At 38.4% G+C, this 21,074-nt stretch carries 24 protein-coding genes and 2 CRISPR repeat arrays; of the genes, 20 read left to right on the top strand and 4 right to left on the bottom strand.

The genetic code is table 11. The annotated features are described in order from the left end of the window. Window position 1: 1 nt before the first annotated feature. Window positions 2-1,762: direct repeats of the CRISPR family, unit length 32 nt; unit sequence TCACTCTCTGTATGGAGAGTGTGGATTGAAAT. 214 nt (window positions 1,763-1,976) lie between these two features. The 9 genes from VK91_RS14960 to VK91_RS14920 all read left to right on the top strand — a co-directional run bounded on the left by VK91_RS14960 (window position 1,977) and on the right by VK91_RS14920 (window position 13,566). Then, a complete protein-coding gene (locus VK91_RS14960) occupies window positions 1,977-4,415 on the top strand; it encodes a CRISPR-associated helicase/endonuclease Cas3 (RefSeq protein ID WP_048393906.1) in 2,439 nt (812 codons plus the stop codon). 147 nt (window positions 4,416-4,562) lie between these two features. After that, a complete protein-coding gene (cas5c, locus tag VK91_RS14955) occupies window positions 4,563-5,279 on the top strand; it encodes a type I-C CRISPR-associated protein Cas5c (protein ID WP_048393926.1) in 717 nt (238 codons plus the stop codon). Continuing rightward, window positions 5,276-7,198, top strand: a complete 1,923-nt coding sequence (gene cas8c, locus VK91_RS14950) for a type I-C CRISPR-associated protein Cas8c/Csd1 (protein ID WP_048393904.1) — start codon at window positions 5,276-5,278, stop codon at window positions 7,196-7,198. Before cas5c ends, cas8c begins: the two co-directional genes overlap by 4 nt. A 3-nt stretch (window positions 7,199-7,201) precedes the next feature. Beyond that, window positions 7,202-8,038 carry a type I-C CRISPR-associated protein Cas7/Csd2 gene (gene cas7c, locus VK91_RS14945; protein ID WP_048393902.1) on the top strand — a complete coding sequence of 279 codons (837 nt, stop codon included), beginning with the start codon at window positions 7,202-7,204 and terminating at the stop codon, window positions 8,036-8,038. Further along, the gene (cas4, locus tag VK91_RS14940; RefSeq protein WP_048393924.1) at window positions 8,028-8,678 is read left to right on the top strand and encodes a CRISPR-associated protein Cas4; all 651 of its coding nucleotides are present in this window, start codon (window positions 8,028-8,030) and stop codon (window positions 8,676-8,678) included. Before cas7c ends, cas4 begins: the two co-directional genes overlap by 11 nt. Further along, window positions 8,678-9,709, top strand: coding sequence for a type I-C CRISPR-associated endonuclease Cas1c (cas1c, locus tag VK91_RS14935; protein ID WP_048393900.1), 1,032 nt, complete (start codon window positions 8,678-8,680; stop codon window positions 9,707-9,709). Before cas4 ends, cas1c begins: the two co-directional genes overlap by 1 nt. A 9-nt stretch (window positions 9,710-9,718) precedes the next feature. Next, entirely contained in the window at window positions 9,719-10,009 is a 291-nt protein-coding gene (cas2, locus tag VK91_RS14930; protein WP_048393898.1) for a CRISPR-associated endonuclease Cas2, read from the top strand. Between the two features lie 169 nt (window positions 10,010-10,178). Continuing rightward, a CRISPR array of direct repeats spans window positions 10,179-11,139; the repeat unit is 21 nt; unit sequence GTCACTCTCTGCATAGAGAGT. Between the two features lie 267 nt (window positions 11,140-11,406). Then, on the top strand, window positions 11,407-12,918 hold the full coding sequence (locus VK91_RS14925; RefSeq protein ID WP_231595675.1) for a right-handed parallel beta-helix repeat-containing protein: 1,512 nt from the start codon (window positions 11,407-11,409) through the stop codon (window positions 12,916-12,918). Window positions 12,919-13,374: 456 nt separating this feature from the next. Further along, complete coding sequence (locus VK91_RS14920) at window positions 13,375-13,566, top strand: hypothetical protein (protein ID WP_048393895.1); 192 nt, start codon at window positions 13,375-13,377, stop codon at window positions 13,564-13,566. Between the two features lie 63 nt (window positions 13,567-13,629). Here VK91_RS14920 and aac(6') read toward each other — a convergent pair whose 3' ends face one another. Continuing rightward, entirely contained in the window at window positions 13,630-14,064 is a 435-nt protein-coding gene (gene aac(6') / locus VK91_RS14915; protein ID WP_048393892.1) for an aminoglycoside 6'-N-acetyltransferase, read from the bottom strand. A gap of 124 nt (window positions 14,065-14,188) precedes the next feature. On the opposite strand from aac(6'), the gene VK91_RS14910 reads away from it, so the two are divergent. From VK91_RS14910 to VK91_RS14900, 3 genes are read left to right on the top strand one after another with little or no spacing between them, the layout of a single operon-like run. Then, window positions 14,189-14,785 (top strand): class I SAM-dependent methyltransferase, encoded by a 597-nt coding sequence (locus tag VK91_RS14910; RefSeq protein ID WP_048393890.1) that lies wholly within the window; start codon window positions 14,189-14,191, stop codon window positions 14,783-14,785. 27 nt (window positions 14,786-14,812) lie between these two features. Beyond that, the gene (locus VK91_RS14905) at window positions 14,813-15,388 is read left to right on the top strand and encodes a DNA-3-methyladenine glycosylase I (protein ID WP_048393888.1); all 576 of its coding nucleotides are present in this window, start codon (window positions 14,813-14,815) and stop codon (window positions 15,386-15,388) included. Then, window positions 15,378-16,061: a DUF1963 domain-containing protein gene (locus VK91_RS14900; protein WP_048393887.1), complete on the top strand. Its 684-nt coding sequence runs from the start codon at window positions 15,378-15,380 to the stop codon at window positions 16,059-16,061. Before VK91_RS14905 ends, VK91_RS14900 begins: the two co-directional genes overlap by 11 nt. Here the strand turns inward: VK91_RS14900 and VK91_RS14895 are convergent. Continuing rightward, complete coding sequence (locus VK91_RS14895; RefSeq protein ID WP_048393885.1) at window positions 16,058-16,363, bottom strand: hypothetical protein; 306 nt, start codon at window positions 16,361-16,363, stop codon at window positions 16,058-16,060. The two genes, VK91_RS14900 and VK91_RS14895, sit on opposite strands and share 4 nt — an antisense overlap. A 75-nt stretch (window positions 16,364-16,438) precedes the next feature. On the opposite strand from VK91_RS14895, the gene VK91_RS14890 reads away from it, so the two are divergent. Then, on the top strand, window positions 16,439-16,639 hold the full coding sequence (locus tag VK91_RS14890) for a hypothetical protein (protein ID WP_048393883.1): 201 nt from the start codon (window positions 16,439-16,441) through the stop codon (window positions 16,637-16,639). Window positions 16,640-16,798: 159 nt separating this feature from the next. Continuing rightward, window positions 16,799-17,098 carry a hypothetical protein gene (locus VK91_RS14885; protein ID WP_048393880.1) on the top strand — a complete coding sequence of 100 codons (300 nt, stop codon included), beginning with the start codon at window positions 16,799-16,801 and terminating at the stop codon, window positions 17,096-17,098. Window positions 17,099-17,215: 117 nt separating this feature from the next. Here VK91_RS14885 and VK91_RS14880 read toward each other — a convergent pair whose 3' ends face one another. Next, window positions 17,216-17,716 carry a hypothetical protein gene (locus VK91_RS14880; RefSeq protein ID WP_048393879.1) on the bottom strand — a complete coding sequence of 167 codons (501 nt, stop codon included), beginning with the start codon at window positions 17,714-17,716 and terminating at the stop codon, window positions 17,216-17,218. A gap of 237 nt (window positions 17,717-17,953) precedes the next feature. Between VK91_RS14880 and VK91_RS14875 the strand changes: the two genes are divergently transcribed. The 4 genes from VK91_RS14875 (at window position 17,954) to VK91_RS22935 (ending at window position 19,551) form a co-directional block, all read left to right on the top strand. After that, entirely contained in the window at window positions 17,954-18,340 is a 387-nt protein-coding gene (locus tag VK91_RS14875; RefSeq protein ID WP_048393877.1) for a hypothetical protein, read from the top strand. 76 nt (window positions 18,341-18,416) lie between these two features. After that, complete coding sequence (locus VK91_RS14870; RefSeq protein ID WP_048393876.1) at window positions 18,417-19,037, top strand: NAD(P)-dependent oxidoreductase; 621 nt, start codon at window positions 18,417-18,419, stop codon at window positions 19,035-19,037. Window positions 19,038-19,052: 15 nt separating this feature from the next. Continuing rightward, window positions 19,053-19,229, top strand: coding sequence for a hypothetical protein (locus tag VK91_RS22940; RefSeq protein ID WP_175400806.1), 177 nt, complete (start codon window positions 19,053-19,055; stop codon window positions 19,227-19,229). Between the two features lie 166 nt (window positions 19,230-19,395). Continuing rightward, a complete protein-coding gene (locus tag VK91_RS22935; RefSeq protein ID WP_016993988.1) occupies window positions 19,396-19,551 on the top strand; it encodes a hypothetical protein in 156 nt (51 codons plus the stop codon). Between the two features lie 197 nt (window positions 19,552-19,748). Here the strand turns inward: VK91_RS22935 and VK91_RS14865 are convergent, their stop codons facing one another. Continuing rightward, window positions 19,749-19,949: a hypothetical protein gene (locus tag VK91_RS14865; RefSeq protein WP_016993987.1), complete on the bottom strand. Its 201-nt coding sequence runs from the start codon at window positions 19,947-19,949 to the stop codon at window positions 19,749-19,751. Window positions 19,950-20,099: 150 nt separating this feature from the next. Between VK91_RS14865 and VK91_RS14860 the strand changes: the two genes are divergently transcribed. Together VK91_RS14860 and VK91_RS14855 are read left to right on the top strand one after the other, a co-directional pair. Continuing rightward, window positions 20,100-20,429, top strand: coding sequence for a hypothetical protein (locus VK91_RS14860; protein ID WP_048393875.1), 330 nt, complete (start codon window positions 20,100-20,102; stop codon window positions 20,427-20,429). Continuing rightward, window positions 20,413-21,051 carry an O-methyltransferase gene (locus VK91_RS14855; protein ID WP_048393874.1) on the top strand — a complete coding sequence of 213 codons (639 nt, stop codon included), beginning with the start codon at window positions 20,413-20,415 and terminating at the stop codon, window positions 21,049-21,051. The genes VK91_RS14860 and VK91_RS14855 overlap by 17 nt, the downstream gene beginning before the upstream one ends. The last annotated feature ends 23 nt before the right edge of the window (window positions 21,052-21,074 follow it).

The raw sequence follows: 21,074 nt of genomic DNA, 5'->3' as shown, positions 1-21,074 counted from the left end.
GTCACTCTCTGTATGGAGAGTGTGGATTGAAATTCCTTTCTCATTTTGTTTAGTTTTTGATTCGACGTCACTCTCTGTATGGAGAGTGTGGATTGAAATAGGAATGTCATGCCTACTGACTATTGGTGTCTTTGTCACTCTCTGTATGGAGAGTGTGGATTGAAATCTTTACGCTACACTTATATAAATCCATCTCAATGTCACTCTCTGTATGGAGAGTGTGGATTGAAATATTAAAACTAGACTGTCTTTGCCAATCATTTTCGTCACTCTCTGTATGGAGAGTGTGGATTGAAATTACAATATCAGTAAATAACTTATCATCGTTACCGTCACTCTCTGTATGGAGAGTGTGGATTGAAATACTTGACGACCATAAAGGTGAGGTATTAGAAATTGTCACTCTCTGTATGGAGAGTGTGGATTGAAATTTATATAAAATAGGGGGTGTGCTAATGCATACAGGTCACTCTCTGTATGGAGAGTGTGGATTGAAATTACAATACCTAATAACCCTTCAGCACCCACACCCGTCACTCTCTGTATGGAGAGTGTGGATTGAAATCCCAAACACCACACCTATCATCCTATTCTCCTTGTCACTCTCTGTATGGAGAGTGTGGATTGAAATGCAATACGTACAGGCGGTGCGACTGCTGCCACGTTTGTCACTCTCTGTATGGAGAGTGTGGATTGAAATCGTTGGATCTGTTTCCCCTGGTGGATCTGTTTCCGTCACTCTCTGTATGGAGAGTGTGGATTGAAATCCTCCGACTAATACAGTATCTATAATGAAGCCATGTCACTCTCTGTATGGAGAGTGTGGATTGAAATAGGAACAACGGTTACTTTACCTGCTTTGGTTGTTGTCACTCTCTGTATGGAGAGTGTGGATTGAAATAATACCATTCACAATCTTTTTTGTCGTAGTTGTGTCACTCTCTGTATGGAGAGTGTGGATTGAAATGCACCATCCTTACTTGAATATTGTTTATATAATGTCACTCTCTGTATGGAGAGTGTGGATTGAAATATTCATACCAACATTAATTAAATTCTCTCGATATTCGTCACTCTCTGTATGGAGAGTGTGGATTGAAATTTTCTCAACTGCTTTCAAATACTTTTCATAATCGTCACTCTCTGTATGGAGAGTGTGGATTGAAATAATGATTTTATGAACGACAAAAATACTTTTATAGTCACTCTCTGTATGGAGAGTGTGGATTGAAATTAGCCCAATATACCAATTCGATAACTTCCCTCAAGTCACTCTCTGTATGGAGAGGGTGGATTGAAATCAATTAGCTTTATCTTCAGGAGTTACATGATGTACGTCACTCTCTGTATGGAGAGTGTGGATTGAAATTTTTCGGCTCATGGGGCACGGCCTCTGGTAAAGTCACTCTCTGTATGGAGAGTGTGGATTGAAATTTAATTATATCTGTTGTTACATCAACTGTTGTTTCGTCACTCTCTGTATGGAGAGTGTGGATTGAAATTCTTTTGAATTAGCGAATTGCATCTGTATCCATTGTCACTCTCTGTATGGAGAGTGTGGATTGAAATTTGAACGAAGATATGCCTTCGGATTTATTAACGGTCACTCTCTGTATGGAGAGTGTGGATTGAAATTTTGTTGTACCTAACCGAGCTCCACTTTTATCAGTCACTCTCTGTATGGAGAGTGTGGATTGAAATGTATAGCTGCCCTCTACTCATAATATATAGTTTTGTCACTCTCTGAATGGTGGATTGAAATAAATCATTTGTCAGGTGAGCAAAGCTGTTGTTATTGTCACTGAGAGTGTGAATTGAATATGGTATCAAGAGGCGGAAGATTTAGATAATCACCGCCTCTTTTTGAATGGGAGAAAAACGATAAATTCTTTTGTGTAGGTCCTTAGACATATGGTCAAAGGTTTGGTATAATTGTTTAAATATTACAATTATGTATATAAGGAAGAAGGGAATAGATGTCTTCTGTAGATTTTATTGCGCATATTCGAGCGAGCGATGGAGCAGAGCAACGGTTAGTGGATCATTTAAAAGAGGTTCAAGCTTTGGCAGAGGATATTGGACAGAAAATCGGCCTTCCCCATGTCACTGGCCTTGCAGGAATGTTACATGATATGGGGAAATTTAGCCACGCATTTCAGGAATATATTCGTGAAGCGGCTGCTAATCCTGAAAATCCACCAAAACGGGGAAGTGTGGACCATTCTACGGCAGGGGGCAAATTTTTACTGGAACATTTTCATCAAGGGGATCCCATTACATTTATTTTAACAGAGTCTGTGGCCAATGCCATTTTCACACATCATGGGCAATTATTAGATATGGTAGACGTAGAGGGGCAATCGCCTTTTGTGAAGAGATGGACAGCTGATAAAGATATTTCATTTTTGCAAGTGAAGCAACGATTTTTACAGTACATGTATGACTTGGATTATATGCAGAGGTATGTTCAAAAAGCGATCACTGAGTTACGAATTTATTTTGAAAATAGATTGAAAAATGTGAAAACTGCGAGCGAGGCGACTAGTATTATGCAAAAATTAACTAGTTATCTCACGATGTATGTATTTAGTGCATTGATTGATGCGGATCGGCGGAATTCGTGTGATTTTGAAAAAAGTGGGGAAAAATTACATTATTATTCACAAGATCTTTGGTCAACATTCGAACAGCGTCTAAATAATGAACTTGCTAAAAAACAACGCAGCGCTTTACCCAATGCGATTACTCGTCTCCGTGAACAAATGTCAAGAACTTGTTTAGAGAAAGCAACCCTTTCAACAGGTATTTATACACTCTCGATGCCAACAGGTGGTGGAAAAACATTAGCAAGTCTTCGCTTTGCATTAAGACACGCACAGCTTCACCAAAAAAAACGTATTATCTTTATTGTGCCATTTACAACAATTATCGAACAAAATGCACAAGAGATACGGGATGTATTACAAGCAGAAGATTTTGTCTTAGAACATCATAGTAATGTCATTGAAGAATCCGAACCTCGTGAAGATTTGTCTTTTGAAGAATATCAAACTGCAAGAAAATTAAATGCTGCTAAAAATGATTGGGATATTCCTATTATTTTTACAACAATGGTGCAATTTTTAGAAACCTTTTATAGTGGAAGATCTCGCAGCATTAGAAGATTACATAACTTAGCGAACAGTATATTAATATTTGATGAGATACAAGCTGTGCCAATTCATTGTGTGTCCTTATTTAATGAGGCCTTAAATTTTCTGAAAAACACCTGTCAAACTACATCTATACTTTGTACAGCCACCCAGCCAGCGCTCCAATATGTACGCCATAACATAAAGATAGATGGAGAGTTAATGGAGAATCTGCCATCAATTGTAGAAGCTTTTCAACGTACGACTCTTAAGCCCTTGTTGAAAGATAAAGGGTGGAGTACAGAAGCGTTGTATGGCTTTATTCAGGAAAGGCTCAAAACAGCTAATAATATACTAGTGATTTTAAATACAAAAAGGGCAGTAAAAGATTTATTTGAGGAGTTCCATAATGGTGATATTGAGATTGTACATTTGAGCACAGGTATGTGTCCTGCACATCGAAAGCAAAAATTAAAGGAGATGCGAGAAAAACTACGAAAACAGGAAAAATTCGTATGTATAAGTACCCAATTGATTGAAGCTGGGGTCGATATTAGTTTTGATTGTGTGATACGTTCATTGTCTGGGTTGGATTCCATTGCGCAGGCTGCAGGACGCTGTAATCGTCATGGAGAAGTGGCGTTACGAGATGTCTATGTGATTAATCATGCAGAAGAGTCATTAAGCAAACTACCGACTATTAAAAAGGGTGGGGAGTGTGCCAACTACATCATGAAAGATTTACAACATGATCCTACATTATTTGGGGGATATCTATTGTCGACTGCGTCCATGACAAATTATTTTAAAAACTTCTATCAATTGTTTGAATCTAAGTTAAATTATCCAATCCCAGTATTGCAAACCACCATTTACGATCTTTTATTTCGTGTAGATACAGACTGGAATAAAGATTATTTGAAGGGTCAAGGTAGACAAAATCCATTAGCAATACTGGCAAGCTTTAGAACCGCTTTTTCACATTTCGAGGTGATTGATGCAAAGACACAAGGGATACTTGTACCGTATGGGGAGGGGGAAGAACTTATAACCCAGCTTACGAGTCGTGAGCCCATTACAGATTATTCATTATTTTTGAAGAAAGCCCAGCAGTACAGTGTGAATGTTTTTAAGCATGAGTTTGAAGCTCTAAAACAAAATAATCAGTTGATTGTTGTACATTTTGGTTCATTAACGATTTATGCAGCAAAGGATGCCGCTTATGATGAACAGTATGGCATTAGTACACAGGGAGAAGCACAGCTAACGGATTTTATTGTGTAGAAAGTGAAAAGCAGCTATTGTTTTTCAAGTAGTGAGCTGCATTCAAACATAAATCATATAATATATTTTTCAATCCAAGCTCCAGATTGAAGAGGTGATTTACCTAATATTTTACAATGATTTTAAGGAGGTGATAACATGACAAAAATACGTAATCAAATAGAGTTTGAGGTGTATGGTGCTTACGCATTGTTTACAGATCCACTCATGAAGCTTGGTGGTGAGAAAATGACGACACAAATTCCTAGCTACCAAGCGCTAAAGGGAATCGTCGAATCTATTTATTGGAAGCCATCCATTATCTGGTATATTGATGAAATCCGTGTCATGAATGCGATAGGTATGGAATCAAAGGGTGTACGCCCTATTGATATGGCAGGAGGTAATACACTGGCGAATTACAGCTATTTGCGTGATGTTCGTTACCAAGTGAGGGCGCATTTTGAGTTCAATACTAATCGTTCAGATTTACAACAGGATTTCAACGAAAATAAACATCACAATATAGCCAAGCGTTGTGTTGAAAAAGGGGGGCGCCGTGATGTTTTTTTAGGGGCAAGGGAATGTCAGGCATATGTCGAGCCATGTGATTATGGAACTGGGGAAGGGTATTATGATGACTATGATGAAGTACATTTTGGTACGATGGTGCATGGTTTAAATTATCCTGATGAAACAGGACGTAATTTGCTAGAAACAAGACTTTGGCAACCTCGAATGATAAAGGGCTATATTACTTTCATTCGCCCAGAAGAATGTTCACTTGTTCGTCCAATCAAAGAAATGCAAGCAAAATCATTTAAATTAGGTGAATCAATGACAGCGGTGGATGATGAATACGCGGAACTGGAGGTGAATAAATGAGTTATTTACGTGCTTTGTATAAAACATATGAGGAACATGAAGCACAAGCAGGAGAAGTTTTTACAAAAGAAACAAAAGACAAGAAAGAAATTGAATACACGTTACTACCCATTTCCCATACAACGCAAACCGCACATATTGAAATGGTAATTACCTTAGATGGTACATTATACGATGCTCAGGTCATTGAAAAAATTAATACAATCCTACCGTTTACGGAGAGTTCTGGTAGTCGTTCGGGGAAAAACTATGTATCGCATATGTTGCAAGATAAGTTGATGTATGTTGCAGGTGATTATGTCACTTACACTCAAGAAGAGGATAAGCGTGATGCCTATTTATTCTATTTAGAGCAGCTTGGTGAATGGTGTACCTCCCCTTATAGTCATCCGCATGTACAAGCCATTTATGAATATGTAAAAAAGGGGACACTTATTCAAGATCTTGTGGAACGCTCAATACTACATATCACAGAATCTGGGTTATTGCGTTCAAAATGGGATACGAAGCAAGATGGAGATAAACCACCGATATTTCAAATGTTAGCAGGGGCTCAAGAAAGTGCCTTTGTTCGTTTCAATATACATGTGCCTGAGAAAGTCATAGTTCCAGTTTGGAGAAATAAGGAAATCCACGATGCATACAGCCATTTCTATCAAACGAAATTACAAGATAACGACCTATGCTATGTAACAGGTGAATACAAGCCTTTTACTGTTCGCCATCCTAACAAATTGCGAAATTCAGGCGATAAAGCTAAGTTAATTTCCGCAAATGATAGCACAGGTTTTACTTATCGTGGACGATTTAAGGATAGCTTTGAAGCGGCTAATATTAGCTATGAAGTCTCGCAAAAAGCACATAATGCCTTAAAATGGTTGATTGAACGACAAGGTAAGCAAGTGGACGGTCGTATCTTCCTTGTTTGGGGATCAAAAAATCCAGATATGCCAGAGGTCTCGAATGATTTATCGAGTGACGTTTTTCAAGGCCTAAATTTTTTGTTAGAGCAACGTGATACAATGCTTATCCAAAGTGAAGATTCTAAAAAAATACTGGCAGATCAACATAGTCAAATCATTAGTGGTATAAAAAAGAACCTGAATATCCACGAATATGAGGATGAAAAAGTATATATTTTAACGCTAGATGCAGCAACGCCTGGACGTTTAGCAGTCCTATATTATCGAGATTTAGATATCAAAGACTATTTTACTAGGCTATTAAAATGGCATGAGAATTGTAGTTGGCAACATACAAGGAAAAAGAATAATGAGTGGGTACGATACTTCGGAGCACCTTCTTTTTATACGATTGCACATGCTGCATATGGACCAAGACCAAGTGATAAGGTTGTTAAAGGAGTTATGGAGCGGATGTTGCCATGTGTGCTCGATGGGCGAAAAATTCCGATGGATATTGTGCGGAGTGCCGTAGTACGAGCTTCAAATCCGCAGTTTTATGATCAATCATGGGAATGGGAGCAAGCACTTGGTGTCGCCTGTTCTGTTGTGAAAAAACATTACTATGACAAAGATAAGGAGGTTTACACAGTGGCACTTGATACGACAAATTCGAATCGTGATTATTTATTTGGTCGCTTACTTGCAGTTGCAGATGTATTAGAGCGTAATGCATTAGGTAAGGAAGAAAATCGACCAACAAATGCCTTACGATATATGAACGCATTCTCTCGACATCCTGCAAGAACGTGGGCTACAATTCAGCGTAACCTACAACCCTATCAAATGAAACTAAGAGAAAAGGGCATTTTTTATACAAAGCTTATTGATGAAATTGGTGCTCAAATGGAGATTCAAGACTTCACTGATACACCACTTACTGGTAAATATTTACTTGGTTACTATAGTCAACGACAGGCATTATATTCGAAGAAAGAGAAGAATGAGGAGGAATAATTCATGACAACATTAGATCATAAAATTGATTTTGCAGTAGTGTTTTCAGTACAAAATGCTAATCCTAACGGAGATCCCCTTAACGGGAATCGACCACGACAAAATTATGATGGCTACGGTGAAGTATCAGATGTCTGTATTAAGCGGAAATTGCGCAATCGGCTCCAAGATATGGGAGAGGCTATATTTGTCCAATCTGACGATCGTAATAACGATGGTTTTAAAAGTTTAAATGATCGTGTAGATGCCATTCCAGAGTTGAAAAAAATTAAGGCAGACAAAAAAGGAAATGCAGATGTGTATGCTACGATTGCAAGTCAAACATGGTTTGACGTAAGGGCATTTGGACAAGTTTTTGCTTTTAAAGGTGATTCGCTCTCTGTTGGCGTACGTGGACCTGTCTCCATCCATCCAGCAATAAGTCTTGCACCAATTGATATTACAAGTATACAGATTACAAAAAGTGTTAACTCCGTAACCGGCGATAAAAAGGGTTCTGATACAATGGGGATGAAGCACAGAGTTGATTTTGGAATTTATAAATTCTTTGGTAGCATCAATACACAATTAGCTGAAAAAACTGGTTTTACAAATGAAGACGCCGAAAAACTAAAAGAAGCATTGATTTCTTTATTTGAAAATGATGCATCTTCTGCAAGACCAGAGGGTTCATTGGAAGTACATAAGGTGATTTGGTGGGAGCATAACTCCATGCTTGGCCAATATTCTTCTGCTAAAGTACATCGCTCATTGCATGTAGAAGGGCACTCATTAAATGATTTAACAATTGCGATAGAACCGTTGGAAGGGTTAGCAGTTTATGAGCTGGATGGAAAATAATGATGTTGACTATTTAATGCTATCTGGTATTCAGCATTTTCAATTTTGTCAAAGACAATGGGCGTTAATTCATATTGAACAACAGTGGGCAGAAAATGTTTTAACTATTGAGGGGCAACATGTCCATGAGAAAGCAGATCAGCCTTTTTTACGTGAGAAGCGTGGAAATAAATTAATTGTGCGAGCGATGCCTATTCGCTCGCATTCTTTAAAAGCAAATGGCATATGTGATGTGGTGGAATTTCACGAACATCAAGATGGAGTCCCTATCCAAGGTGAGGAAGGGTTCTATTTGCCTATCCCCATTGAATATAAACGTGGTAAACCAAAAAAAGGACAGGAAGATATTGTTCAACTTGTAGCACAAGTTATTTGTTTAGAAGAAATGTTAGTTTGTGAGATTCCATATGCCTATTTATTTTATAATGAAATAAAACGTCGTGTAAAAGTCGAAATTACGAATGAGATGAAAGAAGAAGTTATCACGAAGTTTCAAGACATGCACCGCTATTTCGAAAGAAAATATACACCAAAAGTTAAAACGGGTAAACATTGTATGAATTGTTCTCTTCAGAATCTATGTCTACCAGAGCTAATGACATCAACGACAGTGCGTCGTTATATGGAGAGGTATTTATAATGAGAAAATTATTAAATACGTTATTTATTACGACTCCTGATATTTATTTATCTTTAAAAGGAGAAAATGTAGTCATCACACATGAAGAACAGCAGCTAGGAAGATTTCCTTTACACAATTTTGAAGCCATCTGTACATTTGGATACGCGGGTGCAAGTCCAAAACTAATGCATGCGTGTGCAGAAAGGAATATTAATTTAACTTTTTTATCGGGGTCTGGAAAATTTTTAGCTCGAATCGTTGGAGAAAGCAAAGGGAATGTTATCCTACGTAAAACACAATATCGGTTGTCAGAAAGTGAAATGGAAAGTGCTAAAATTGCCCGTAATTTTATTTTTGCTAAAATATCTAACCAAAAATGGATATTAGAGCGTATGGCGCGTGATTATTCACTTCGATTAGATGTTCCTGTTTTTAAACAGGTTTCTACAGATTTAACTGCTACGATGAAGGACGTGTTGCGGACAGAAGATTTAGAGAGATTACGTGGACTGGAAGGACAAGCCGCGACAGCTTACTTTAAGCTTTTTGATCAAATGATATTACAACAAAAAGAGACATTTGTCTTTAAAAATCGGAACCGACGTCCTCCAACAGACCATGTTAATGCATTATTATCACTAGCCTATACATTACTTGCTTCAGATGTAGCTGCAGCTTTAGAAACGGTAGGCCTAGATGCATATGTAGGGTATTTACATCGTGATCGTCCAGGTCGTGCTTCTCTTGCCCTTGATGTGATGGAGGAATTACGGGGTGTTATGGCAGATCGCTTTGTACTCAAACTTATCAATAAGAAAATTATACAGCCGATTGATTTTGTGCAAAAAGAAAATGGTGCTGTCTTGTTAACCGATGAAGGTCGCAAAAAATTCATTAAAGCTTGGCAAGAACGAAAGCAAGAAAGTTTAACACATCCCTACCTAAATGAAAAAGTAAATTGGGGTCTTGTACCACATGCTCAAGCAATCTTACTTGCTCGATATCTACGAGGTGATTTAGAAGAATATCCACCCTTTTTATGGAAGTGAGGTTTTGATATGCTAGTTTTAGTCACATACGATGTCGTCACGAAAACGGCTGCTGGTCAAAAGCGACTACGAAAAGTAGCAAAAATCTGTGAAAATTATGGACTACGTGTCCAAAATTCCGTTTTTGAATGTGTTGTCGATGCTACGCAATTTAAACAACTTCAACTTGCTCTTCAAGATAGTATTGATGAAAAAGAGGATAGCTTGAGGTTTTATCAGCTAGGCAACAACTATAATTCCAAAGTCATCCACGTCGGTGCTAAAGAAACATTCAATGTAGAAGATACGATAATTTTATAAACAATATTCAGTGCGGATGCAAAGCACACATAAAATCTCTACAAGATTCGCACCGATTATTGCCAAGATTTCATTGGGGAAATTTAGTTAATTGGGTAAAAAGTAAAGATAAAAATAAATTAATTGGTAAAATTATATTGAAAATGATCTCTATTAGTATAATTTTGCAGTCACTCTCTGCATAGAGAGTGAGGATTGAAATTATAATGTGACTTGTAATTACACTTCTAACAAAGTCACTCTCTGCATAGAGAGTGAGGATTGAAATTGAAATAACTTCTGTTTCTACTGTATTAGGTATGTCACTCTCTGCATAGAGAGTGAGGATTGAAATCAGAAAAGTAAACAGACAGAATGACCTATTGTAGTCACTCTCTGCATAGAGAGTGAGGATTGAAATTGCTTTTAGAGAAGGTACAATACCAGTTGGTTGTTGTCACTCTCTGCATAGAGAGTGAGGATTGAAATTTTTCCGTGTCATAGAGATCACGCAACGCTTAAGTCACTCTCTGCATAGAGAGTGAGGATTGAAATTATGTCAGGTCATAAAGTTGGTAAGAAGAAAACTGTCACTCTCTGCATAGAGAGTGAGGATTGAAATTGAATACGACACACTTGTACTTGATGGTGTGAATTGTCACTATCTGCATAGAGAGTGTGGATTGAAATGCTCAAGCGTTTAGAGTAAACATTTCACGATCGGTCACTATCTGCATAGAGAGTGTGGATTGAAATATTGAACACCCCTCCTTTACTCGGAAACCACAACGTCACTCTCTGCATAGAGAGTATGGATTGAAATGTTGCCCTTTCAACGCCAAGAGTTGGAAAATTACGTCACTCTCTGCATAGAGAGTGTGGATTGAAATTTTTGTAAGCATAAAAACGTTGGGTGGTACAGAGTCACTCTCTGCATAAAGAGTGTGGATTGAAATATTACGCTGCATAGCTTTAATCAGTTGCTCTCTCGTCACTCTCTGCATAGAGAGTGTGGATTGAAATTTTATTCAGATGTCGATGTCAATTACAAAGTTGATGTCACTCTCTGCATAGAGAGTGTGAATTGAAATTCCATCAACAACCATTTTCCTCTCTCATTAATAAGGTAAGTCCTTCTCTGCATAGAGATTATGCTTAAAAAAGGCAGTTCATTAAAATCTAAAACCCCGATACCAACCAAAAAAACGAACAGCACACCCTTAACCGCTGTTCATTTTTATTGCCTAAAACCATCCCACTTTCATTAAACCGTCAAACATTCCAAATAAACACCTGCATATTCCAGCAATTTTACACAAAATTGAATAAGCACAAGCATGTTCGGTATATAAATAGGGTACGAACATTTTTTGGTTAGGAGTGTGTAAATGGCTGTACTTGTAGTGAAGAGGAGCATAATGCATCGTTATCAAAGTATCGGGCAGGCGATTGAAGAGGCGGCGCCTGGGGATATGATTGAAATTCGGGATGGGATTTATGAGGAAAGCTTGGATATTGCCAAGCGGCTGACGTTGTATGGGGTTGGCAATGTGACCATCAAGGGTGGTGTATTTATTCGCTATCAAACTCCTGTCGCGATGCGTAATTTACGGTTCCGGCAAGGGCAGGGGCTATATGTGAAAGGTGATTTACAGCTAGAGAATTGTGTCATTGAGGAGCAATTGATTCGAACGCAGATGATGGTGAGCTATGGTAGTTTGCTGATGAAAAATTGTGCAGTGCTTGCTACGCCACTGAATCATTTTGGTTTGCGTGTGGCGAATGGCTCCAGTGTTATTCTAGTCGACACGACATTTGAGCATCATAGGAAGGCACAGATTATCGCTCAAAACTGTGAGCTGACCTTGACGAATTGTATGCTGTTGGAAGGGAAGAAGCATGGTATTTTTGCGATTCGCCATGTCAAGATGACAATGGAGGACTGTGAAATTCATGGGCATGACAAGGCACAAGTAATTGCTGCGTCGAGTGAGATGACGATGACCAATTGTTTAGTGCACCAAGGGCAAGGGGTAGGCATTCAATTGTTTGATAGCACGACTTTCAGGATGGATGGCTGTGAAATAAAAGAGCATCTTGATACGAATATGGTGGTTCATCGCAGTGAACTAATGGTTTCTGATTCTATTTTTTCAGATGGTCAAAGTCATGGGGTGTATCTTGGAGAAAAAACCGAAGCCAAGTTCTATGATTGTCAAGTTTCTCGGCATGTCAAGGCACAGGTGTTGATAGAAAATAGCAAGGTGGAATTGCATACATGTCATGTTCGTAATGGCATGGCTGTCGGGCTTACCATTGTGGATGAGGCAAATGTTTCGATGAACCAATGTAAAATTCAAAACCATCAGCAATTTCATATTATTGTTGATGCTAGTGGATTAAAGCTACAGCAATCGATTATTCAATTTGGGCAATCAGGTGGTGTTTATGGTAATGAACATGCCAAAATCATGATGCATCATACAACGATTCGAGAGCTGCAAAGCCACCATATCTATATCAACAATGCCCGATTATTTACACAATATTGCACGTTTGAACAAATGGAAGGAAACGGAATTACTTGCATTGATGCAATTTTTGAGATAGCTAATAGCTATTTTAAAGATGGTCAAGAAAGCTCTTATGCCATGATTTGGTCAGATCAATCAATGGGGCGTATTGAAAATTGTAGGGTGGATAAGGCGGCTAGACCATTCTTAGCGCTGTCCAATAAATCATTATTGGAAATGCGTCATACTGATATAGCCGCAGTAAAGGCTCCAGCGGTGGTACAGGAAAACAGCCAATTATTTGTACAAGGACATGTGCAGACAGCGACATGGCAGAAGGATACAGCATCAAAGGTTTCTCAAATTGAGGACATGAAATTAGAAATAGTGAAATATGATATTAAAAAAATAATATAAAAGCCGATTATACAAATAAGACAAGTAGTTTCAATTTTGAAATTACTTTTTTTATGGATTCGTGTATTGATATTTCATATATGTGAAAAATGGGTAAAGAAATACGTTTGGGCTGTTAATTAATTTTAATTTGTGCAAAAAAAATCTATAATTCGACAAAATGCAAGAATATTTTTATAATGGTATAGATGTCTTGTTGCAATTACTGCAATATTTTGAAATATTCCACAGGAAAACTTATACAATCTTTGTATAAGTTATAACCTACATAATAAAAGTTTTTACTTAATGTAAAATAAATATTAAATAAATGTGGATAATAGATTGATTATTTTCTATGTTTAAACCTATAATTAGTAAAAATGGTTCATGCAATAAGATAAATTTTCGTCAATTATGAAATGGGAGTAATGATTTTACAATAATAAATAGAGAGAGTATTGGGGTGATATGAGTATGTTTGGGCTGACAAAAGAGGAAATTATGTTAATGCTAGAGGAGATGGAATTAGCAGAGAAGCACAAGAATGTGATTGCTGATATCTTACATCTAAATAATATGCGAATCGAACAACAACTCGCATTAATGATCCATTTAATCATAGATGAGCGCGAACGAAATATTTCCAACAATACATATCTAAACTAAAAAAATGTCGAAAAATCACAGGTGCTATGTTTGCAACGCCTGTGATTTTTTTGTCAGCCATTTTTATAATTTTTTCGTGAAGCAAATGATGCGATTAGCTTCTGTAAAACCGAGCTGAAGATGAACCCTTAGGCTTTCGTCATTGTCCCATTCACAGTCACTGGCAAACTCTAGACAGCCCCTATGCTTTGCCCATTGCTCACATTTCTCCACAAGCAGTCTTGCATAGCCCTGCTGGCGATATTCCTCTCTCACAAAAAGGCCTTCTAAATAGCCGACTGGACTCGAGTCAGTCCCTTCTACATAGTCTGTTCTTAACTGGCATTGGGCAAATCCAACTGCTTCGTCATCGTCATAGGCAAGGAAAATAGCTGCGTTTTCTTCCTTTAGCAGCAGTGTCATCTCTTCGGTAAATTCCTCTAGTGTATGATTGGGCCAAAGCAGTAAGGCTAATGAGGCCGCAGCATGAGCGTCCTTCTGGTTTGCTTGTTGAATCATAAAATCTTCCTCCTTTGTAAAAAATGAAACAAATTGTTTTGAAGTACGTACAAACTAGTAAGCGTTTTTATTTTAAAGCTCTAATTCTATTTTAACAATCTTACTTGAGGGGGGGAATCCAATCATGTCACTCTTACAAACGTTAATTGAACAAGCGAAAAAGCCAAATGGATGGATTGGCTCAACGATGCTACAAATTATGAATTTTGCCCATCGTGGTATGAATGCATGGTTCATCAGGCAAGGAGCTATCAATGACGGTGATCGTGTGTTAGACATAGGTTGTGGTGGTGGGAAAACGCTCCAAATTTTATCCAAATTGAATCCAAATGGTATAATATATGGGATAGATTTTTCCACACAGGCAGTGAAGGAATCAATCAAATTGAATAAAGCAAATGTTGCCAGGGGTAGCGTCATTGTGAAAGAGGCAAGCGTTTCAAGCATTCCATACGATGATCAGTTTTTTGATGCGATTACAGCCTTTCAAACGCACTATTTTTGGCCATCCTTGGAGCAGGATGTAGAGGAAGTATGGCGGGTTCTGAAAAACGGTGGGAAATTTATTATTATAGCAGAGCTCTACAAAATGAACTATCATATGAAAGCCTATCAAACACCTGAGGCAACGAAGCAATTATTAGAACGTATCGGTTTTCAAACCGTGTATGTCACCGAAAAATCAAGTAAAGGATGGCTTTGCATTACAGCTATTAAGTAAAGGATACATAAAATGGAGGGTATAAAAATGAAAAGATGTGATTGGGTCAAGCTAGATGAGCCTTTGTATGTGGAATACCATGACAAGGAGTGGGGTGTACCGGTCTATGATGACCAGCATTTATTCGAGATGCTTTGCTTGGAGGGGGCACAGGCTGGCTTGAGCTGGTGGACGATTCTCCAAAAGCGTGAAGGCTATCGTGAGGCATTTGATCAATTCGATGTGGAAAAAATTATCCATTATACAGCAGACAAGCTAGAGGAATTGCAGCAAGACACACGGATTGTACGCAATAAATTAAAAATAGCTAGCGTGGTGACAAATGCTAAAGCATATCTCCAAATACAGGAAAAGCATGGCTCATTCTCAGATTATATTTGGGGCTTTGTAGATCACAAACCAGTTATGAATGAGTGGGCATCCATCAAAGAGGTGCCTGTGACGACAGAAATTAGTGATCGTATGAGCAAGCAATTGAAGAAAGATGGCTTTAAATTTATCGGTAGTACAATTTGTTATTCTTTTATGCAGGCAGTGGGCATGGTAAACGACCATACAACAGATTGCTGCTGTCGACAAAAGGAGCTAGCGGATGGCAATTGAACAAATTCGGGCTCAACTAGCCACGCAGGCCACGATTTTTCAAACGGGTGGTATTCGACCTACACATGATTTATTGGAAAGCTGGATTGGCTATGTGGGCTGGTCCTTACCAGAAGAGCAGCCACCATCTGGCTATCAGCCGCTCGCTACGTTTTTTCTAAAAGGTCTACCCTATGTACCGAAAGCATTACAGCCTTTTCAATTAGTCACAGTCTTTGTCGATGAACGTCTATTAGATCATCTGATGGAGGATGATCTTGGTTCTTATTTTGATATTAGAACGTACACCACTTTGGAAGGCTTAGTAAAGCGCGAATGGCAGCATGAACAAATTCGCGCGTTTCCACTCCTACCGCAACATATTACAAATGACTATCCAACATGGGATGGGGGCGGTATTTCTGCTCAATTGGAGGAAGAGATTTTGACGTTGGAGCATGAAGAGCAGCTCGACTATTTTGAGGATATTGTTGAAGACCTCTATCCACTCCATAAAATTGGTGGCTATCCAAGCTTTTGTCAAAGTGGCGTTGATTTCGGTGACGATGCGCCATTTGTCCTCCAAATTGCCTCCGATGCAAAAGCGCGTTTGAATATTGTGGATCATGGTAATTTTTATTTTTTCTACAATCCAACAATCCAGACTTGGCACGTCTATTGTGATTTCTACTAAAGGGAAGGCGGCTTGTCTCTTTCATGAATTGTCATCATGATGAACCGGTAAATCAGATATAAGCCAAGGTACGCCCCTGTAATTAGAAAGACAGGGTTTAAGAACACAGCATGGATCGTTGTCATAAAGACTACATCCTCAAGAATAATGTTCGTTATAGCTGTAGCGGCAATCGTGCTAAACAGAATCGCAGCAAGGACACCTAGTATGTTGAAAAGAAGGCGAAAGCTAGCCCATTTGTGCTGAAGATATGCCATAAGGCTGGGGATGCCAATCGTGGCAGTCAGCATGAAAATTGTCATAACATCACATCCTTTCTTTCAGATTGCCCTTGTTCGTTCCTGCATAAACATAGAAAACGATAGGAGGGAAACCGATTGCGATGGCAAGAAGGAGAGTTAAAAAGCACTAGGAAGGTGAAAAAAGTGGAGCATAAAACGGTGGTCAAAAATGGCATTGGCTTTGGTTCGGTTTTAGCGATTACGATCTCCTGGAGTGTGCATCACTCCATCATTTGGGCAATCATCCATGGCTGTTTTAGCTGGCTGTATGTTATTTACTACGCCATCATGCGCTAAGCTTGTAGGTCAGCCTATCAACTAAGATGTTGTTTGAATAAAAATAACATTGGGTACATAAAAACAAAGCGTTCATAATTTTTAATGAGCAAGCATAAATAACAAAGTGCTCTTTTTCCAAAGTACCAATTGTATGAACGTAGAAGAAAGGTTGATAGAATGACACATCAAGTAACGGCTTTAAGTAATGTTAATGGTAATGCTACAGGCGTGGAAGGTATATTACAAAATGTAGCATTTATTTTATCGACGTTTACGATTCCTTGTCCGCTCCGCGAATATGTGACAAGGTCTGATATTCGTAAACCCTTCCAGCGTATGAAGAAAATAAACACAAAACGCCTCATAGAATGTATCCAACGTTTTGAGCCACGAGCTGTCGTAGTAGATGTTGATTATCTTGGCGATGTAAATAGAGGGAAATTAGAGCCCATTGTCAAAGTCATTGTCAATGAATAGCTGAAAAATATGAATTCTGCCAGGTATGGTTTCACGAACCTGGCAGAAGATTAAATGTGCCCTTATAGTGGTAGGATTATGGTATATGAATTGGTGTCAAGTAGGATAATGGAACAGTTACGCGTTTCTAATGGCAATAATTTGCTGGCAATCAATGATAAGTGGTGTTGCTGCTGCAGCATCTACCTCTAAGAATGTAGCACAGCAAGTTTTAGGATCTAAGCTGATGAATAAAATTCCTGCAAAGCTACCGCCACCTGCTAAAATAACATCAACCAAAGTGCCAGGAGATAAGCATCTTAATAGATGACAAATACAGCCTTTACACTTGTGATCTTTGGAATAATCCTTCTCGTAGTAGTACTCTTCCTCCTCTTTTTTGCAAGAGCAAGAATCCTCCTTATGTTCCCATTTACAATGGTCATCCTTTTCATGACACTTACATCGCTGATGCTTCTGTTCCCATTTGCAATGCTCATGCTTGTGTTTGCATTTGCATCCTTCTTGTTTGTGTTCACATTTTTTTTCTAAATGACAATAGCATTTTACATATTGTTCACAGCACTTTTCTTTTTTATGATTCCAATTCATATATTGACTATATCTACTATCCTGCATCTTTTAATCTCCCTTTTTGTTAGTTTTTTAGTAATGGTAGCGCTAACCTTTACATTTCTAATCTATGAAGCCACAAACAAAACTTCTTGGTAATTTGCCCTTTGTACAAAAAGAAAATTATTTTTTAATAATTAAAGAGAGAAATAGCCATACATAGCTGTGAGAATAATAACAATTTCAGGGAAAAAGATTGCTAGACTTCCGCCTGTAAATTTCATGGAGAAATGGAGCGAATGTATGAAAAGTGTCCTGCAAATCTTCTTTTTATTCATGTGCTTACTGGTTGTGATGTCATTGTGGATGGTACAAAGGGAGCCTTTAGCTATAGCTCCGAGCACCGAAAGAGCAACTTCCTATGCTGAGGAGCTTGGCGAAAAATTACAAGCTACGAATTTTACAAAACAAGTGTTACTGGCGATACGGTCGGCAGGTTACTCGCCTGATAGTACAGTTGGTTATCTAATAGACTCTCCAGCGCATCAAGTCATCACTATTCAATTACACGATGGGGAAGAAATTGATGTAAGTACAGAAAGTGAAATTCAATCGATTATCGATGAGCTAGCTGAAAAGAATAATATGCATCTATTTATGGTTGATGTTCAATTACTAGAGCGTGAATAGTAGAGGGGAGGCACTGTGATCTGTGCCTTTTTACATATAAAGGGAATTGTAATATAATGATAAAGAGGTGAGAGAAATGAAAATATTAATATTAGGCGCGAGTGGACGTGTCGGCAGCCATTTGGTAGAACTAGCAATAAAGGATCAGCATGAGGTCACCCTATTAGTCCGAAATCCCGATAAATTACCGCACCATCATCAACAGCTGTGTGTAATGAAAGGGGATGTTTTAAACAAGCAGGATATCGAGCAGGCAATGCATCATGTGGATGTGGTGGTGAGTGCATTAAATACAGATGGAGGCACTACATTATCGGCTAGCTTACCATTGATTCTTGAAGCGATGACAAAGCAACAGGTGACAAGAATCATTACGATTGGAACAGCAGGGATTCTACAAAGTCGTGTAACGCCGACTCTTCTTCGTTACCAATCAACGGAATCGAAACGAAAATCGACCTTTGCTGCACAGGAGCACCAACGTGTATTCGAACAGCTACAGCAATCTGCAATGGATTGGACAATTGTTTGTCCTACCTATTTACCTGATGGGGCCTGGACAGGAAACTACCGCGTTGAACGTAACTTCTTGCCAGAGGGAGGTAGCGAAATTTCAGTAGCGGATACAGCAGATTTTGCCTACCAACAAATCTTCAGTGAGGAATTTTTGAAAACACGCGTCGGACTTGCCTACTAGAAAAGGGGAAATATAGTGAAATATATTCATGCCATCTTCGGGATGGTAATCATTGTGGTTGGATGTGCCTTTCTCAGTACAACCATAGAGGAGGCGCCTGTTAGAAATGTGATGCTGAAAGTCTATGGAGCTATTATTGTGTCCATCGGCTCTTTCTACCTCAAAAAAATTGCGAAATTTGGTAAGCAATAAGCACTTTTACATAAGGATAGTCTAAATGGACTTATCCCTTTAACCTTTCTTTATCCTAAATCGTCTAAATGATAGCTATTTTAGTGAAAAAATATACTGTTATTTTCCTTTTTATAGAAGGTTTGCTATACTTTATGTCGAATATATCTATTGAAGAGGTGATTGTATGGACAAGGAGATATCAAATAACTATCAATATCCTAAACACCTAACAAGCCTTGATGGAATCGAAACGACAGAATTATATGTCATCAAGATAACAAAGGAACAAGTGGATAGGTTGATTGAGGATATCGATCAAACATTAAAGACGTCGACATGACGTCTTTTTTCATGCCAAAAAAGGCCACCTTCCAAGAAAAGTGACCTCAAAACAGGAGAGCTGTGGAAAGGCTAGATTTGCTTTACCCTACTATTTGTATGTAAAAGTAATCTTGTTAGCTAGCCATTTGCCTGAAAGATAGATGAAATTTACTCGATTTTCTAGCAACTCAGTTCACTATCCATATATGTACTACCTCAGTTCTTCTGACATGAAAAGGAGTAATTCAAAGCCAAATAATCGCGGATGATAGTAGGCTGTCCGCCATTTTCAAGACATAGCTTACTGGCAATTTTAATTTCCTTCTGATTATAGTGAGATTGTGCCCCAATCAAAAATATGCCTGACAGTATCAATAATGTACCGATGCCCAACACATATTTTATAACCCTTTTCACTCATCTAACCTCCATTTCGATACGTTTACCCTATTGTCTAACATATGTTGAAGCATGAAAGCATTATGTTTAATTGACAATTTGTATACATTTGTATACAATCAGTTTAAATTAATGTATACAAATGTATACAAAAGGAGTGTTTTAGAAATGAGAGGATCTGGATTTAGAGAGCATATGAGAGAGGGACATCACCGTGGTGGACGCCACAGAGGCATGGAAGGCGCGCCACAGCGAGGAGCAAAAACGTTCCGACGCGGCAAAGCGATTTCATTTTTAGAGATGCTGCATGTGAAGCGAGCTACCATTAAACAGCAATTAGAACAGCCAGAATTTCAATCCATTCAGCAAATTTTAGTCGGTGAATTAAAAGCCATCGATCTAGTTATCCAAGAATTTTGCCAGTTGTTTGATATTCAAGAAAATGAAACCAACGACAGTCTACAAGAGGAAGATAACGCACATGAAACAAATGAATAACTATATAGATGAGGTATTTTATCAGGACGATGCCCTATTAGAGGATGTCCTGTCCTCTATTGCCGAAAATGGTATGCCTGCTATTTCTGTCTCTCGATCATCAGGAAAGCTGTTGACGATGCTTGTATCGATTACTAGGTCAAAGGCTATTTTAGAAATTGGTGCTCTTGGCGGCTATAGTGGTATTTGTCTGGCGAGAGGAATGGAAGGGAAAGGCAAACTGACATCCCTAGAGTTAGAGGATAAATATGCACAGCTAGCCGCTAAAAATCTTGCCAAGGCAGGCTTTGCCGAGCAGGTAACGTATATGACAGGTCCTGCATTGGATAGCCTTGAAAAGCTTGTGGCAACGGGACAGTGTTTTGATTTTTTCTTCATTGATGCTGATAAGGATAACTATGAAAATTATTTAGCCTATTGCATACAGCTAGCAAGCCCTGGTGCATTCATTGTGACAGATAATGTCCTAGCAGGAGGCAGTGTAGCAGACCCTATGGCGACACCCAAGCGCTATACAGCCATCATGAAAAAGTTCAATGTCACAGTGGCTAATCATCCGCAGCTGGATTCGATTCTTTTACCCATTGGGGATGGTATGACGGTTTCAAAAGTTATAAAATAATGCATATCAGAAATTAACTATTA

The sequence above is a fragment of the Lysinibacillus sp. LK3 genome (assembly GCF_001043675.1).
GTDB lineage: Bacteria > Bacillota > Bacilli > Bacillales_A > Planococcaceae > Lysinibacillus > Lysinibacillus capsici.
The sequence above is the reverse complement of the archived record's forward strand: the minus strand, read 5'-3'. Positions and strand labels throughout refer to the sequence as shown.

Bases quoted from the DNA above. Each gene is read 5' to 3' on its own strand.
- cas1c (WP_048393900.1), top strand. From the start codon at position 8,678: ATGAGAAAATTATTAAATACGTTATTTATTACGACTCCTGATATTTAT.
- VK91_RS14880 (WP_048393879.1), bottom strand. From the start codon at position 17,716: ATGCAGGATAGTAGATATAGTCAATATATGAATTGGAATCATAAAAAA.
- VK91_RS14885 (WP_048393880.1), top strand. From the start codon at position 16,799: ATGACACATCAAGTAACGGCTTTAAGTAATGTTAATGGTAATGCTACA.
- VK91_RS14925 (WP_231595675.1), top strand. From the start codon at position 11,407: ATGCATCGTTATCAAAGTATCGGGCAGGCGATTGAAGAGGCGGCGCCT.
- VK91_RS14920 (WP_048393895.1), top strand. From the start codon at position 13,375: ATGTTTGGGCTGACAAAAGAGGAAATTATGTTAATGCTAGAGGAGATG.
- VK91_RS14875 (WP_048393877.1), top strand. From the start codon at position 17,954: ATGAAAAGTGTCCTGCAAATCTTCTTTTTATTCATGTGCTTACTGGTT.
- VK91_RS14870 (WP_048393876.1), top strand. From the start codon at position 18,417: ATGAAAATATTAATATTAGGCGCGAGTGGACGTGTCGGCAGCCATTTG.
- VK91_RS14860 (WP_048393875.1), top strand. From the start codon at position 20,100: ATGAGAGGATCTGGATTTAGAGAGCATATGAGAGAGGGACATCACCGT.
- VK91_RS14905 (WP_048393888.1), top strand. From the start codon at position 14,813: ATGAAAAGATGTGATTGGGTCAAGCTAGATGAGCCTTTGTATGTGGAA.
- cas4 (WP_048393924.1), top strand. From the start codon at position 8,028: ATGGAAAATAATGATGTTGACTATTTAATGCTATCTGGTATTCAGCAT.
- VK91_RS14910 (WP_048393890.1), top strand. From the start codon at position 14,189: ATGTCACTCTTACAAACGTTAATTGAACAAGCGAAAAAGCCAAATGGA.
- cas7c (WP_048393902.1), top strand. From the start codon at position 7,202: ATGACAACATTAGATCATAAAATTGATTTTGCAGTAGTGTTTTCAGTA.
- VK91_RS14895 (WP_048393885.1), bottom strand. From the start codon at position 16,363: ATGACAATTTTCATGCTGACTGCCACGATTGGCATCCCCAGCCTTATG.
- VK91_RS14960 (WP_048393906.1), top strand. From the start codon at position 1,977: ATGTCTTCTGTAGATTTTATTGCGCATATTCGAGCGAGCGATGGAGCA.
- VK91_RS14900 (WP_048393887.1), top strand. From the start codon at position 15,378: ATGGCAATTGAACAAATTCGGGCTCAACTAGCCACGCAGGCCACGATT.
- VK91_RS22935 (WP_016993988.1), top strand. From the start codon at position 19,396: ATGGACAAGGAGATATCAAATAACTATCAATATCCTAAACACCTAACA.
- VK91_RS14855 (WP_048393874.1), top strand. From the start codon at position 20,413: ATGAAACAAATGAATAACTATATAGATGAGGTATTTTATCAGGACGAT.
- cas8c (WP_048393904.1), top strand. From the start codon at position 5,276: ATGAGTTATTTACGTGCTTTGTATAAAACATATGAGGAACATGAAGCA.
- cas2 (WP_048393898.1), top strand. From the start codon at position 9,719: ATGCTAGTTTTAGTCACATACGATGTCGTCACGAAAACGGCTGCTGGT.